General features: G+C 71.9%; 12 protein-coding genes. 5 read left to right on the plus strand and 7 right to left on the minus strand.

All coding sequences use genetic code 11. The features are described 5' to 3' along the window. Positions 1-4 precede the first annotated feature (4 nt). From ACZOOI_RS16260 to ACZOOI_RS16270, 3 genes are all read right to left on the minus strand, one after another. A complete protein-coding gene (locus ACZOOI_RS16260) occupies positions 5-685 on the minus strand; it encodes a lysoplasmalogenase (protein WP_465276548.1) in 681 nt (226 codons plus the stop codon). Continuing rightward, on the minus strand, positions 682-1542 hold the full coding sequence (locus ACZOOI_RS16265) for a sterol desaturase family protein (protein WP_465276549.1): 861 nt from the start codon (positions 1540-1542) through the stop codon (positions 682-684). Before ACZOOI_RS16265 ends, ACZOOI_RS16260 begins: the two co-directional genes overlap by 4 nt. A 168-nt stretch (positions 1543-1710) precedes the next feature. Then, positions 1711-2847, minus strand: a complete 1137-nt coding sequence (locus ACZOOI_RS16270) for a DUF2382 domain-containing protein (protein ID WP_465276550.1) — start codon at positions 2845-2847, stop codon at positions 1711-1713. 428 nt (positions 2848-3275) lie between these two features. Between ACZOOI_RS16270 and ACZOOI_RS16275 the strand changes: the two genes are divergently transcribed. Further along, entirely contained in the window at positions 3276-3731 is a 456-nt protein-coding gene (locus ACZOOI_RS16275; RefSeq protein ID WP_465276551.1) for a GNAT family N-acetyltransferase, read from the plus strand. Between the two features lie 40 nt (positions 3732-3771). Here ACZOOI_RS16275 and ACZOOI_RS16280 read toward each other — a convergent pair whose 3' ends face one another. Next, on the minus strand, positions 3772-4008 hold the full coding sequence (locus tag ACZOOI_RS16280; protein ID WP_465276552.1) for a hypothetical protein: 237 nt from the start codon (positions 4006-4008) through the stop codon (positions 3772-3774). A gap of 498 nt (positions 4009-4506) precedes the next feature. On the opposite strand from ACZOOI_RS16280, the gene ACZOOI_RS16285 reads away from it, so the two are divergent. Next, positions 4507-6279: an arabinofuranosyltransferase AftB family protein gene (locus ACZOOI_RS16285; RefSeq protein ID WP_465276553.1), complete on the plus strand. Its 1773-nt coding sequence runs from the start codon at positions 4507-4509 to the stop codon at positions 6277-6279. Here the strand turns inward: ACZOOI_RS16285 and ACZOOI_RS16290 are convergent. Beyond that, positions 6203-7156: an HhH-GPD family protein gene (locus ACZOOI_RS16290; protein WP_465276554.1), complete on the minus strand. Its 954-nt coding sequence runs from the start codon at positions 7154-7156 to the stop codon at positions 6203-6205. The two genes, ACZOOI_RS16285 and ACZOOI_RS16290, sit on opposite strands and share 77 nt — an antisense overlap. Before the next feature lie 181 nt (positions 7157-7337). Here ACZOOI_RS16290 and ACZOOI_RS16295 point away from each other — a divergent pair, with 181 nt between their 5' ends. Then, on the plus strand, positions 7338-8198 hold the full coding sequence (locus ACZOOI_RS16295) for a hypothetical protein (RefSeq protein ID WP_465276555.1): 861 nt from the start codon (positions 7338-7340) through the stop codon (positions 8196-8198). A 79-nt stretch (positions 8199-8277) separates the two neighbouring features. Here ACZOOI_RS16295 and disA read toward each other — a convergent pair whose 3' ends face one another. Beyond that, positions 8278-9387 carry a DNA integrity scanning diadenylate cyclase DisA gene (disA, locus tag ACZOOI_RS16300; RefSeq protein ID WP_465276556.1) on the minus strand — a complete coding sequence of 370 codons (1110 nt, stop codon included), beginning with the start codon at positions 9385-9387 and terminating at the stop codon, positions 8278-8280. Between the two features lie 335 nt (positions 9388-9722). Continuing rightward, complete coding sequence (gene radA, locus ACZOOI_RS16305) at positions 9723-11114, minus strand: DNA repair protein RadA (protein ID WP_391586462.1); 1392 nt, start codon at positions 11112-11114, stop codon at positions 9723-9725. 133 nt (positions 11115-11247) lie between these two features. On the opposite strand from radA, the gene ACZOOI_RS16310 reads away from it, so the two are divergent. Together ACZOOI_RS16310 and ACZOOI_RS16315 are read left to right on the plus strand one after the other, a co-directional pair. Next, positions 11248-12753 (plus strand): BACON domain-containing protein, encoded by a 1506-nt coding sequence (locus ACZOOI_RS16310; protein ID WP_465276557.1) that lies wholly within the window; start codon positions 11248-11250, stop codon positions 12751-12753. 117 nt (positions 12754-12870) lie between these two features. Next, a complete protein-coding gene (locus ACZOOI_RS16315) occupies positions 12871-14529 on the plus strand; it encodes a BACON domain-containing protein (protein ID WP_465276558.1) in 1659 nt (552 codons plus the stop codon). Positions 14530-14545 lie beyond the last annotated feature (16 nt).

Consider the following 14545-nt stretch of genomic DNA (forward strand, 5'->3'; position numbering starts at 1 on the left):
CGAATCAGCCCGACGAGGCGGTGGACCGACGGTCCACCGCCTCGTCGGCGTGTGGGCGGGCGAACGGCCACGTCGCCCACGTGAGGGCGAGGAGCAACTGGGCCGCCACGTAGGTGGGCATCACCACCGCGTCCTGACCGGGCACCAGGTCCACGTCGGCGATGCCCAGTGCGATCACCGCATCCGAGAGCAGGAACAACGCGCCGCCGAGACCGGTGCGCCGGCCGACCCCCGCCGCGTACGCCGCCATCGCGGTGAGCAGCAGGCTGTAGCCGAGCACCGGCACCAGGAGGTCGTCCAGGCTGCGCCACACCAGCGCCATCGTCGCGCCCCATGCGAGCAGGTACCCGACGGCCCGGCGTGGGGAGAGCGTGCCGCCCATGCGCCGAAAGGCCAGGAGGTAGCAGACGTGGCCGACCGCGAACCCGGCCATTCCGATCATGAAGGTCGCGTCGTGGTCCACGAGCAGCCCGACGTCGCCGACGAACCCACCCGCCAGGGCGCCGATCGGCAGCCGCAGGTCGGGCCGCGCACCGGGGCGTGCGGCCACCCACACGAAGGCGATCAGCACCGGCATCAGCAACGTCTTGGTCACCCAGCGGGGCCCGTCCACACCGCTCGCGGCGAGCACCGTGTCGGCGACGCCCAGAGTCAGGTACGTGGCGAGCAGCGCACGCGCCCTCACGCGCCGGCCCGGGCGACGGCCGACGCCTCGACCGCCTCGGTCGCGGGCTGCCAGCCGGGTCCGCGCAGCACCCGGCCGAACCGCACCCGCCAGGTGCCCGCGGCCCGGACGTCGCGCGCGATGGCCGCGTACTCGTGGAAGGCCACCCGCAGTGGGTTGTACGTCTCGATGTTCTTGGTGAGCCCGTAGTTCACCGGCTCGCCCTCGGGCTCGAAGCTGCGGAACAGCCGGTCCCACAGGATCAGGATGCCGCCGTAGTTGCGGTCCAGGTACTGCCGGTTCGAACCGTGGTGCACGCGGTGGTGGGAGGGGGTGTTGAAGACGTACTCGATCGGCTTCCAGAGCTTGTCGATCCGCTCGGTGTGGATCCAGAACTGGTAGAGCAGGTTGATCGAGAAGGACGTGACCACCATCGCCAACGGGAACCCGAGCAGCAACATCGGCCCGATGAACACGATGTGGTGCGCCCCGGTCCAGGTCTGTCGCAACGCGGTGGAGAGGTTGTAGTGCCGGCTGGAGTGGTGCACGACGTGGCTGGCCCACAGCAGCCGGATCTCGTGTCCGGCGCGATGTTCCCAGTAGTAGAAGAAGTCCACGCCGACGATCACGAGCACCCACGCCCACCACGTGTGCCCCAGCCGCAGCGGGGTGAGCTCGTGCAGCCCGTCCCAGGTCAGGACGGTCAACAACCCCCAGCCGAGCCCGGCCGCGATGCTGCCGAGGCCCATGGTCAGGCTCGTCGCGGTGTCCTTCACCGCGTACCCGCGCTCGTCGTCGTCGGGGGCGAAGCGATACGACACCCACTCGACGACCAGGAGGAGGGTGAAAGCCGGAATGGCGAACACCGTGAGGTCCATGTCTCGGACCCTACTGGCGAGTAACGCCGGGTGGAAGAGGTGATTTCCCGCTGATTTCCCCCGGTCGTGCCAGTCGCCCCCGGACACGGCCGAAGCCCCCGGCCGCCGTCGCGGACGTGCCGGGGGCGGGGCGATCGGGGGCTTCGCGGGAGGCGGAGCGGAACGGGCCTACATGTTCTTGTTCTTGTCCATGCGCTCGTTCTTGTCCAGTCGCTCGCCCTTGCCGTCGAGGACCTGCACCTTGTCCCCGTCGTGCAACTCGATGCGTTCGCGCCGGACCTCCTCGGTCACCCGCTGCTCGCCCTGCACCTGCTTGGCGACCAGCCGGATGCGCTCCATCGGGACGACCTCCTTGCGGACGACGACCCGCTCGGCGTGCAGCACGATCTCGCGCGTGCTCTCGCGCATGTCCGGGCCGTCGAGCGCGGCGCCGCGGTTGGAGCTGTCGATCGGCTCGTGGACGATCTCCCACTCCTCGTGCATCACCGGCACGACCTTTTCCACCTGCTGGGTCTCGATCACCTTGCGCAGTGCAACGCGCCCGGTCTCGACCATCTCGACGTGCACGTCCAGCCGCTCCTCGGAGCGGGTCATCGCGTCGTCGGCTCCGGCCTTGCCGGACATCGACGCGGCCCGGGCGGTGCCCGTGCCGGACCCGGTCGGGCGGGCCGTGGTCGAGGACGCCATGCCTGCCTTGGCATCCGGGTCCATCCCCGACCGGGCGTGCCGGCCGGTCGTGGTGCCGGTGAGCCCGGTGGCCGTGGTGGACGCGGTCCGGTCGCGGCCGGTCGGCGGGTCGTTGGTGCGCACCGACGGATCGTGCTTGCCGGTCAGCTCCTCGTAACCGTCGTCCGAACCCGCGAGCTGGGACTTGGACATGTCCGCCCGCCGTTGGGTGCCGGCCGCACCGGCCGCTCCGGCGGTTCCGGCGGCCGTACCGGCGGTGCCGGTGCCGGTGCCCTGGGAGGTCTCGGTGCGGGTCATGCCGCTGGACGGCGTGACGCTGTAATGGCGATAGAGGCGGGCCTCTTCCTCCGGCGAGAGGTGCTCGTCGGTGCCCAGGCTCGGCGCCTCCTTGACGAGTTCCTTGTCGAACGGCACACGCAGGTCGTCGCCCTGCATGTCGGCCGGGCCCAGCGGCACGAAGCTCTCGCGTCCGCCGAACATGCCGGTCTTGACGGTGACCCATTCCGGCTCGCCGGTGCGGTCGTCCAGGTACACCTGACCGATGGTCCCGATCTTGTTGCCTTCGGAATCGACGACCTTGCGGCCGATGAGTTCCTGCGGGGTGACATTCGTCTTCACGAGCCAACGCTCCTGTTCCCGGCGTCGCGGCAGGGGTGTCGCGACATGGCGGTCGTCGTGTGGGAGCTCCGATCACCAGCAGACGGCGATTCGGCCGAAGCGACAACCGGAGGCGGTCGGGGCGGTGCCGGCCGAGTGCCCGTCGCGGCGCTGTCATCAGCGGGAATGCAACCCGTGCCGGCCGACAAGCGGGCCCGGCGGGGTTCACCCGAATGGGTGAGTGACCAGTCGGGCTGGAGCGGTTACCGAGAGGAGGATCCGCGCTGCTCGGGACGCTTTGGGAGGGAGTGGGGCGAGAGCCGGGCGGGCGTGTCGGTTCCCGATGACCGACGACCGATGACGGATGTCCGATGGCCGATGGCCGGCTGCGCGACGGCCGGGTCGGCGCGCACCCGGGGTGAGCGGGTCGAGATTTGTAGGCTTTCGGTATGACCATGACCATCCGCCCTGCGACGGCTCGGGATCTGCCCGGGTTGCTCGCGCTGTACGCCGAATTCCATCCCGACGACGTGCCGCTGCCGATCGAGGACGCCCATCTGATCTGGGCGGACATCGCCACGCAGCGCGGTCGTACGGTGCTGGTCGCGGATCGGGACGGGGACATCGTCGGCACCGCCGACTGCGTGGTGTTGCCCAACCTCACCCGGGGCGGGCACTCGATCATGTTCGTGGAGAACGTCGTGGTGGCGGCTACGTGCCGCAGACAGGGGACCGGGCGCCGGTTGTTGGCCGCCGCCGGCACGCTCGCCGCCGATGCGGGGTGTTACAAGCTGCAACTCCTGGCCGCGGACACCCCCGAGGCGCACGAGTTCTACCGGGCCTGTGGCTTCGGGACCACGGCTCAGGGCTTCCGCCGATACCTGCGGTCCGCCGTGCCCGATTAGGCCGTGTCCGGCGGCCACGGTCCGGCGTCCGGGTGGGCCGTCACCTGCCGGTGCGCCAGGGGCCGCCGAGGGAGCCCTCAGGGGGGTCTGTGGGGCCGTTGCGCAGCCAGCCGGTGCCTCGGCAGTGCGGACAGCGGGTGCCGGCCCAGATCGTAGAGACCTCGCGATGCCGGCTGCGGTACACCCGGCCGGAGGTGTCCAGGCCGGTGCCCTGGCACCCCATGCAGCGGATCGCGTCGCCCGCCGCGGACTCGTCGCGTCCGGCTTCCTCCGTCACCGCGTCCCCCTTCCATCGGTGTGCGCCCACGATCGAGCCGTATCGCGTTCCGTGATGGGCGTGTGCACACCCAGTATTCGCGGGCCCCGCACCGGGCGCCGGGATTCGGGACACAAAGGTTTCCGGGTCGGTCGCGGCCGGAGTGCGGTGGGCCGGCGGGTCGGGTCGGCGGGCCGGCGGGGCTCGGCCGCGGCGCGGGGGCTGCGGCACCCGGGCCGGTCCGTCGGCATGCGCATTGCAATCCGTTTGCCCGGTTGTTCCGTTGCGTTGGAAAATAATGATCGCCGAAATGGCGCGCGCCGCTCGGATCGTCGATACAGTTTTCGATCGAATTGCCGAACATCGATGAGGGTCAATTTCCGCCGGCTATTTCCACGATGATATTATGCCGCCGATCGGTGTGCGGGACGACAAGAGCTCGGGAGCAAGGCGATGGGCGTAGAAAACGCCTTGGTCGAAAAGAATGCGACCGAGGGCACGGAGAATGCCGATCCGGAAATGTCGCGAAAAAGGCCGTGGTATCGGCCGGACGCGCGGACCGGATGGGCCCTGGCCGTCGTGCTGGTCCCGGCCCTGCTGCTCGGACTGGCCGCCTTCCGGCGACGCTGGATCGGCGACGACGGGCTGATCTTCGTCCGCGTCTCGCAGCAGATCCTGGACGGGAACGGGCCCAACTTCAACGTGGGCGAGCGCGCCGAGGCGGCCACGTCCACGCTGTGGCCGTGGCTGCTGGCGCTGGTCGGCGGGGTGACCGGGATCGACCTGGTCGCCGTCGCTGTGTACGGCTCACTGGTGTGCGCGGTCGCCGGTCTGGCGATCGCCACGATGGGCACGCGGCGGCTGTACCGCGACCTTCCGGGTGGTGGATGGCCGCTGCCTGCCGGGGCGCTGGTGATCGCCGCGCTGCCGCCGTTCTGGGACTTCGCCACGTCCGGCCTGGAGATGGGGCTGATCTTCGTCTGGCTGGGCACGAGTTGGTTGCTGCTGGGCCGGCTGGACCGGGACAGCTCCCTCGCGCGCCAGGCGTGGACCTCGTTCGCGCTGGGGATGGGTGTGCTGGTGCGGCCCGACCTCGCGCTGGGCACGATCGTCTTCGCGGTGGCCGCGTGGTTGCTGCTGCGGCCCTCCCGCAAGCGGTTGGCCCTGCTCGCGCTGTGCGGCGGCCTGCTCCCGGTGCTCTACCAGATCTTCCGGATGGGCTACTACGGCGTCCTGCTGCCCAACACGGCGATAGCCAAGGAGGGAACCAAGACCGATGTCGGTCGCGGCTGGACCTACTTCGAGGACTACGCGAGCCCGTACAACATCTGGGCGCCGCTGCTGCTGACCGTGGTGGCGGTCGGTCTGCTGGTCGGTGTGGGCCGCTCGATCGGCGACTTCGAGCGCTACCGGATCCGGGTGCTGACCGCGACCGCGCTGGTGGTGGGCGCGGTGCTGCTCGGCTACGTGATCGTGGTGGGCGGCGACTTCATGCACGCCCGACTGCTGTTGCCCGGCACGTTCGCGTTCCTGCTGCCGGTCCTGGTGCTGCCGTTGCAGCGGCTGTACGCGAGCACCGCGGCGGGGCTGGCCGTGTGGTCGGTGATCTGCGCGGCCTCGATGCGGGTGCCGTACCAGGGCTTCGGTCCGAAGAACATCGAGGACACCCGCTCGTGGTACGTGACCTGGACCGGCGAGCGGAACCCGGTCACCTCGAAGGCCTACCGCGACGCCTTCGTGAAGCGGCTCGAAGGCGTCGGCACCGAGTGGCGCAAGGACACCGCGACGCCCGGCGCGCAGTTCGTCTACCTGACCTACTACCACGAGCCCGACAAGTTCTGGATGTTGAACTTCGACTTCCGCTCGGCGCCGCTCAAGTACCACGTCCCGGTCACCGACTCGGTGGTCTACGGCGCGCTCGGGCAGCCCGCAGTGCTGGTGCCCACCTCGGGACTGGCGATCGACATCTTCGGCCTGGCGAATCCGCTCGGCGCGCACCTGGACCTCGACTATCGCACCCGGTCCGGGCACGACAAGCTGACCTACATCGAATGGATTCTGGCCGACTTCACCGAGCCGGGTACCGGACTGGACCTGCGCAATGTCGATCCGGCCAAGGTCGAGGCGGCTCGGCGGGCATTGAACTGCGGCGGTATTCGCGAACTCCGGGAAGCGACCCGGGAACCCATGTCGGTATCGCGATTCTGGAAGAACCTCATCGGGTCGCCGAAACGGAACTCGATGCGGATTCCGACGAATCCGATCGATGCGGAGAAGCGGTACTGCCACTGAGCGGACCGGCGGGCAGCCGGTACACGCCCGCCGCGAGCGGCTCGACCAGTCCGTCCGCGACCAGCCCGTCCAGCGCCCGTGCGCGTTGGACGGGCTCGTCCCACACCGCGTCCAGCGCGGCCTGGGAGACCGGTCCGGCGCTCTCCCGCAGCACCGCGAGCAGCCGACCGCGAACCTGGCGGTCGGTGCCCGCGTAGGTCTGGCCGCGCCGGGGCGGGCCCTCGTACGCGGGTTTGCCCGCCAGTCGCCATGCGCACAGGGCGGCGATCGGGCAGCCCACGCACTTGGGCGACTTCGCGGTGCACACCAACGCGCCCAGTTCCATGATCGCCACCGCCCAGGTCGCGGCACGTTCCGCGGCGGCGGGCAACAGTGTGGTCGCGGTGCGCCGCTCGGCCGGCGTGGTGGCCTGCGGTGGGTACTCCACGCCGTCGATCGCCCGGCCGATCACCCGGCGCACGTTGGTGTCCAGCACGATGTGCCGCTGCCGGAACGCGAACGAGGCGATCGCCGCGGCGGTGTATTCGCCGACGCCCGGCAGCGCCAGCAGATCCGCGTGTGCGGAGGGGACTTCGCCGTCGTGGCGCTCGACCATCGCGACGGCCGCGCCGTGCAGCCGCAACGCGCGGCGCGGGTAGCCGAGTCGGCCCCACATCCGTACCGCCTCGCCCGGCTCGTCGGCGGCCAGCGCGGCCGGCGTGGGCCAGCGGGTCAGCCAGGCGTCGTAGACCGGCAACACCCGTGACACGGGGGTCTGTTGCAGCATGAACTCGCTGACCACGACCGCCCACGCGGATGCGTCGGGGGTGCGCCAGGGCAGATCGCGTTGATTGGCCGAATACCAGTCGAGGATCGGCTCGTGCAGTGCGTGTGACATCTCTCCCCGATCCTCGCACGTTACGCGAGGTCACTCGGGCGGGTGACGGTGGCTTCTGCCCGCAAATGCCGGAATAGGCCTGCGACCAGGGCTTCTTCGGCCGCGACACGACGCGAAATTCCAACGCTTTCGACGGTGTGGCTACACCGGACGGCGTAACGATCTCCCCTAGAGTTTGCGCGTGGACTCGATGCGCCGTCCCGTGGGTCACCTGCCGTCAACCGTGTATTGGCGACGGCGGGTCGTCGTGCTGCTCGCCCTCGCGCTGTTGATCGCGCTGGTGGCCTGGGCATGTACTGCCGGTGGGGACTCCGACGACAAGAAGAACGCCTCGGACAAGAAGCCGATGGCGTCCGGATCGGGCTCGCCCGGTCCGAGCGCCATCACGCCGGGGCCCAACCCGACCAATGGTGCCAATCCCCCGATCCCGGGCGGCGGTACCGGCACGCCCGGTGCGGGCAGCGCCGGCGCGTCGGCGGGTACGGCGGGCCAGTCCGCAGGGCAATCGGGCCAGAGCGCCGGGCAGTCCGCGGGCAGCGCCGGCAGCGGCGGCACCACACCCGGTGGCGGCGCGCCCGGCGGTGGCAAGGCGGCGCCCCCCGCCGGCGGCAACTGGTGCACGCCGAGCATGATCCGGGTGCAGATCCAGCCGGTGGAGTCGGGCAAGAGCGCGTACAACGCCTCGCAGAACGTGGCGCTCAAGCTGATCGTCACCAACGAGTCCGGCCCGACCTGCTACGTCGATCTCGCGCCGAGCCGCGCCTACATCGAAGTGCTCTCGGGCAACGAGCGGCTGTGGAGCTCGGCCGACTGTGCCGCCGGTGCCCCCACCGACGTGCGGCAGTTGCAGCAGGGCGCCGCCCAGGCCGTGTCGATCACCCGGGACTGGGCCTGGACCCGTTCCAACGCCGGACAGTGCGCCACCAACGGCGGCCAGACCAAGGCGGCTCCCGCGGACAAGGCCGCCTACCGGGCCAAGGGCACGCTGGCGGGCCTGGAGCCGTCCGGCGAGTTCGTGTTCACCGCGACGGTGGGCAAGTAGCGGGACGGCCGCATTCGAGCACGAGAAGGGCCCCGGCGCACGCGCCGGGGCCCTTCTTGTGTCCCGCGTACGACCGCGGCTACACGTAGCGCTCCAGGATCGAGGACTCGGCGAGTCGGGACAGGCCCTCGCGCACGCTGCGCGCCCTGGCCTCGCCGACGCCGTCCACGGCCTGGAGGTCGTCGACGCTGGCCGCGAGCAGCTTCTGCAGGCCGCCGAAGTGCTCCACGAGCCGCTCGATCACCACGGGTGGGAGCCGGGGGACCTTGGCGAGGAGTCGGTAGCCGCGCGGGCTGACCGCGGAGTCGAGCACCTCGTGGCCCGACGTGAAGCCGAGCGCCCGGGCCACCGTCTGCAGATCGAGCAGATCCGCATGGGCGAGACCGTCGAGTTCGGCGAGCACGTCGGCCTCGGTCCGGCCGCGCTTGATCGCCCGCTCGGGCACGTAGTCGCGGGCGACCAGCTTGCGGTCGTCCTCGACCCCCGCGATCAGCTCTTCGAGTTGCAGCGAGAGCAGTCGCCCGTCGACGCCCAACTCGGTGACGTAGCCGTCGATCTCGCGGGCGATCAGGCGCACCATCTCCAGCCGCTGGGACACCGCGCACACGTCCCGCACGGTGACCAGGTCCTCGATCTCCAGCGCGGACAACGTGCCGGACACCTCGTCGAGCCGGAGCTTGTACCGCTCCAGGGTGGCCAGCGCCTGGTTGGCCCGGGACAGGATCGCCGCCGAGTCCTCCAACACGTGCCGCTTGCCGTTGACGTAGAGCGCGATCAGCCGCATGGACTGGCTCACCGAGACCACCGGGTAGCCGGTCTGCTTGTTGACCCGCTCGGCGGTGCGGTGTCGGGTGCCGGTCTCCTCCGTCGGAATCGCCGGGTCCGGGACGAGCTGGACGCCCGCCCGGACGATCTTCGTGCACTCGCGGTCGACCACGACCCCGCCGTCGAGCTTGCACAGCTCGCGCAGCCGGGTCGCGGAGAACTCGACGTCGAGCACGAAGCCGCCCGTGGACAGCGCCTCCACCGTCTTGTCGAAACCAAGCACGATCAGGCCGCCCGTGTTGCCCCGGAGAATGCGCTCCAGGCCGTCGCGCAGGGCGGTGCCCGGGGCCACGGACTGCAGCGCGGCCCTCACGAGGGCCGCATCGGCGCTCGTGCCCTTGTCGGTCCGGTCATTCGTAGCCACAGAACTCCCCGTGGTCGTTGCCATCCTCGGCCGGCCATCGGCCGTCACCCGGGCATTTGCTCCGGTATGCACGGCCGGGAGCGCCTCAGGACCTGCGGTCGACACAGGTCGGCCGCTACGTCGGAAGATCGGTGGAAAAGTCTAGTGCCTCCCGGCCGCCGACCGGTCGCCTTATCCGGCCCGAAGCCGTGTTTCGGCACAGGTCGCGCATGCCGTTCCGCTTGTCGAGTATCTCCGAGGCGACACGTGGTCACTCCTCGGGGCACCGGAAAGTTGCCAGCCGGCCTGGCGCGGTACCGCCCGTGTCGTGTCCGGGCCGGCCCGCGGGGGCCCGCTCACTCGCGGTCGGCCTTGCGCTCGCGATGCGAGACCAGGTTGAACGCGCGCAGCGCCTCGCGGATGTCGGCCACCTCGATCACCTTCATGCCCTTGGGGATCTTGCCCGGGTCGGGCGGCACCAGCGCGTGGGTGAAGCCGAGCCGGAATGCCTCGGCGAGCCGGCGCTGCACGCCGGTGGCCCGGCGGATCTCGCCGGCGAGGCCGACCTCGCCGACCGCGACCAGCTTGGACGGCAGCGGGTGGTCGGCGGCGGCGCCCGCGAGCGCGAGGGCCGCGGCCAGGTCGGCGGCCGGTTCGGTGAGCTTCACGCCGCCGACGGTGGCGGTGTAGATCTCGGTCTTCTCCAGCCGCACCCCGCCGCGTCGCTCCAGGACCGCGAGCACCATGCCCATCCGGGCCGAGTCGAGCCCCGAGGTGGCCCGGCGCGGGGTGGGGATCTGGGACGGCGCCACCAACGCCTGCACCTCGACCACGAGCGGGCGCTTGCCCTCCAGGGTGACCGTGACGCACGTGCCGGAGACCGGCTCCTGGCGCTGGGTCAGGAACAGGCCGCTGGGGTCGGTCAGGCCGGTGATGCCCTCGTCGTGCAGCTCGAAGCAGCCGACCTCGTCCGCCGTGCCGTAGCGGTTCTTGATCGCGCGGACCAGGCGCAGCCGGGCATGCCGGTCGCCCTCGAAGTGCAACACCACGTCGACCAGGTGCTCCAGCACGCGGGGGCCGGCGATCGAGCCGTCCTTGGTGACGTGGCCGACCAGGACGGTGGCGATGTTGCGTTCCTTGGCGATGCGGATCAGCGCGCCGGTGACCTCGCGGATCTGGGACACGCCGCCGGGCGCGCCGTCGATCGCGGGCGAGGCGATGGTCTGCACCGAGTCGACCACGAGCAGCGCGGGCTTGACCGCGTCCACGTGGCTGATCAGCGCGGCGAGGTCGGTCTCGGCGGCGAGGTAGAGCTCCTCGTTCAGCGCGCCGATCCGGCCCGCGCGCAGCCGGACCTGGGCGGCGGACTCCTCGCCGGTGATGTAGAGCGTGCGCGCGGCCGGCGAGGCGGATTTGCTGGCCACGTCCAGCAGCAGGGTGGATTTGCCGACGCCGGGCTCGCCCGCGAGCAGCACGACCGCGCCCGGGACCAGGCCGCCGCCCAGCACGCGGTCCAGCTCCTCCACGCCGGTCGAGCGGAACTTGGCCGCCTGGACGTCGATCCGGCCGATCGGCAGCGCGGCGGTGGTGACGGGTCCGGCGACGATCGAACGGGCCTTGGGCGCGCCGAACTCCTCGACCGTGCCCCAGGCGTGGCACTCGTTGCAGCGGCCCAGCCATTTCGGCCCGGTCCAGCCGCATTCGGTGCAGCGGTACGACGGGCGATCCTTCGTGGTGGTCCTGGCCATGCCAGGAACGTTAACGGCCCGCGCCGACATCGATCGCCGGCCGCCGATCGATCATGGTCGGAATGTCTTGATCCTGTCACCGAGCCGGCAAAGCGATGGTGACCATGGGACGTTCTCCCTACCGTGAGGCGGCATGGCGGGTGGGGACGTTGCGGGGCAGGGATCGGGTACGACGGACGTGAGCGGCGCGGCGCCCGATGCCGTCGCGCTGTACGACGCCCATGGCGACGCCCTGTTCGGGTTCTGCGTGGCGCTGGGATACGAGCCGGGGGTCGCGGTACAGGCGGTGCGCGCGACGCTGGCGGCGGCGCCCGAGCGGATCCGCGCGCTGCGCGAGCCGGGCCGGGCCCGGGCGCTGCTGTACGGGCTGGCCCGGGCCGAGTGTGCCCTGACGGCGGCCGACCGACGTGGGCCCGGGGTGGTCGAGCAGGTGTTGGCCGCGGGCGGGGCGGCCTGGAGCGTGCCCGATCGACAGCGCCTGGTGCCCCTGGTCCCGTACGCGTTGTGGGCGGTGGACGAGGTCGAGCGGATCGTGCTGGACCTGTCCGTACGGCATGGCCTGCACGAGCGGGAACTGGCCGATGTGCTGGCGCTCTCCGAGCGGCGGGTGGAGCGGGCGTCGATCCGCGCCCGGGAGCAGTTCGAGCACGCGCTCGCGGTGTACGCGGTGGCCACGCACGCGCGGCGGGACTGCCCCGAACTCGCGCTGCTGCTGCCGGACGCGGGCGCGGCGGTGGAGGCGTCGCTGCGCCAACCGCTCTACCTGCACGTCGACTCGTGCCCCGACTGTGTGGTGTTGCGGCCGGGGAAGGTGGACGCGCGGGCGGTGTTGGCCGCCGCCGTACCGCCCGCGGCGCCGTATTCGATCCGGACCGGGCTGCTCGCGGCCGGGGCGACGGGCGCGGGCGGGTGGGACGGCGGCGGGCCGGTCGACCGGAGCGGTTTCCCGAAGGGGATGGGCAGGCCCCGCTCGCGAGTTCCGGTCGTGGTGACGGGGGCGGTGGCCGTGGCGCTGGTGCTCGGCCTGGCCGTGCTGGTGCGGCCGGGCGACGGGGACGCGGGCTCGCCGGTCGCACTGGGTTCGTCCGAGGCGCCGGATCAGCCGGTGGTCGGCCGGCCGCCCACGGTGTCCGCGCCCGCGCCCGCGTCGAGTGTCGCCCCGTCGAGGTCGCCCGGGTCGAGTGCGCCGACCGCGGTGCCGAGTACGCGCGCCGACAGCGCGAAGCCGACCGCCCGCACCAGCAGGAGCGCCAAGCCTTCGACGGCCGGCCCCGCGTCGGTGGGCGGGGTGCCGGTGAATCGGCCGCGAGCGCTGGAGACGACGGGCAACCCGGCGCCGCGGGGCACGCTCGCGTGGTCGCGCACGGCGGTGGACCTCGGCGCGGACGGCGCCGCGCAGACCGTCCGGCTCACCGCGACCGGCGGGCCGGTCACCTGGTCGGTGGCCATGGCGGAAAATGATTGGCTCACGGTGAGTCCGAATTCCGGGACGCTGGCCAATGGTCAGTCGATATCGATCACGATCTCGGCGAATTCGGACAGGGCTCCGGCCGCCGGGTGGAAGGTGATCCTTTCGGCGATTCCGACGGGCGCTTCGCTGGAGGTCACCGGTGGGGTTCGTCGCGTGGATGTTCGATGAGAGAATTCGGCCAAAGGTGACGAATATTCACTCGAAAGTATGATTGTCGACCTCGAAAGGCGTATGAAAGTGCAAATCGCCTGAGTCGACGGCTCTCGGACACCTACGTTCACGAGCGTGACGGATTCGGTAACCGGCCCGGGAGCCGCTCCTGGCGGAGCTGCCTGCTCCGCTCCCCCCGCCGCGGTGCTCTCGTGGGGACGCGCCGCCTACGACGCCTACGCCGAAGGGCTCTACACCTACTGCCTCTCGGTGCTCCGAGATCACCACGCGGCGGCGGAGTCGCTGCGCAGCACGTTCGTGCTGGCCGATCGTCACATCGGCCGGCTCCCCGACCTGGACCTGCTCAAACCGTGGTTGTACGCGCTCGCCCGGTACGAGTGCCTGGTCCGCCTGGACGCCCACGTGCGGGTGGGCACCGGGACCGCGCGCCCCGAGGACGTGCGGGTGGTGTGGGCACACGAGCGCAGCCTGCCGCCGCTGGCCGCAGGCGCCGACGAGCCCGCCGATCTGTTCCCCGGCACCGAGGCGGGCCGCCCCTGCGCCCGGCGCGGCGACCTGGACGAACTGGCCTGGCCGGACGCGGTGGGCCTGGTGCCGGAGCAGCGCGAGGCGCTCGAACTGTCCGTGCGACACGGGCTCGACCCGCGCGGTCTGGCCGCCGTGCTCGGCTGCGACGAACAGCACGCCCGCAGCCTGCTGTTGGCGGCCGGTCGGGAGGTGGACCGGACCCGGGCGGCGATCGCCGGCGTCGAAGCCTCATCCGGGTGCCCCGAGGGCCGGGAGCTGGCCACCGGGCGGCTCACCTGCGCGCTGCGCGAGCGGCTGATCGCGCACGTCGAGACGTGTCGGCGGTGCGGACCGCACGTGCGCCGCGCCGCGACCCACCTGGCGCCGACCACGGGTGCGGCGGCGGCGCCGGTGGCACTCGCTCTGATCGCCCCGCCGGCGGCGCTGCGGATCGAGGTGCTGGGCGAGGTCGGCAAGGGGCGCTCGGCCCAGCGGCCGCCGGAGATCGCCAGGCGGGTCGCCGAGTTCGACCGGGCCGGCTTCCCGGTCTTTCGGGCCGGCGTGGTCGAGCGCGGCAACCGCCGCCGGGCCACGGTGATCGCGGCGGTCGTGGTGGCCGCGGTGGTCGCCGCGCCCGCGCTGGCCCTGTGGCAGGCGTCCGGCGGGTCCGCCGGCGAGTCCGGCGCCAAGGCGGTCACCATCGCCTCCGCACGGGTGGAGAGCCCGGGCGGCCCCGGCACGGCCTCGCCGCCGATCGGGCCGGCGAGATCGCCGGCGACGACGGGGAGCCCCGCCGCCCCGAGTGCGCCGCGCGGACCCGGCTTCGCCCCGACCTCCTCCGCGCCGGCGCCCGCCTCGCCCGCCGCCGAGGTGGTCGCGCCCGGTGTCGCCGTCCTCCCGCCGCCCGCGCCGCCCGCTCCCGTGCCGCCACTGGTCAGCGCCACCCACACCGGTGATCGCACGGTCGTCACGCTGCGCAACACCGGCTCGGTCCCGGTCGACTGGCAGGCCCGCACGACGGCGACCTGGCTGCGCCCGAGCCCCGCAAACGGCACGCTCGCCCCGGGGCAGCAGGACACCGTCACCGTCTCGGTCGATCCCAAGCGGGCCCCGCGGGGCGCGTGGACGGCCAGGATGGTGGTGGATCCGGGCGGCACCGTGATCACCATCGAGGGCAGCACCGGTGAGCCGACCCCCTCCACCCCGCCGCCGAGCACACCCCCCGCGAGCACGCCGCCACCACGCAGCCCCGCGCCGACCGGCTGAGCCGAGCCCGACCCGG

It is taken from the genome of Embleya sp. L77, assembly GCF_055557415.1.

Bases quoted from the DNA above. Each gene is read 5' to 3' on its own strand.
- ACZOOI_RS16275 (WP_465276551.1), top strand. From the start codon at position 3,276: ATGACCATGACCATCCGCCCTGCGACGGCTCGGGATCTGCCCGGGTTG.
- ACZOOI_RS16285 (WP_465276553.1), top strand. From the start codon at position 4,507: ATGTCGCGAAAAAGGCCGTGGTATCGGCCGGACGCGCGGACCGGATGG.
- ACZOOI_RS16290 (WP_465276554.1), bottom strand. From the start codon at position 7,156: ATGTCACACGCACTGCACGAGCCGATCCTCGACTGGTATTCGGCCAAT.
- ACZOOI_RS16310 (WP_465276557.1), top strand. From the start codon at position 11,248: ATGGCGGGTGGGGACGTTGCGGGGCAGGGATCGGGTACGACGGACGTG.
- ACZOOI_RS16265 (WP_465276549.1), bottom strand. From the start codon at position 1,542: ATGGACCTCACGGTGTTCGCCATTCCGGCTTTCACCCTCCTCCTGGTC.
- radA (WP_391586462.1), bottom strand. From the start codon at position 11,114: ATGGCCAGGACCACCACGAAGGATCGCCCGTCGTACCGCTGCACCGAA.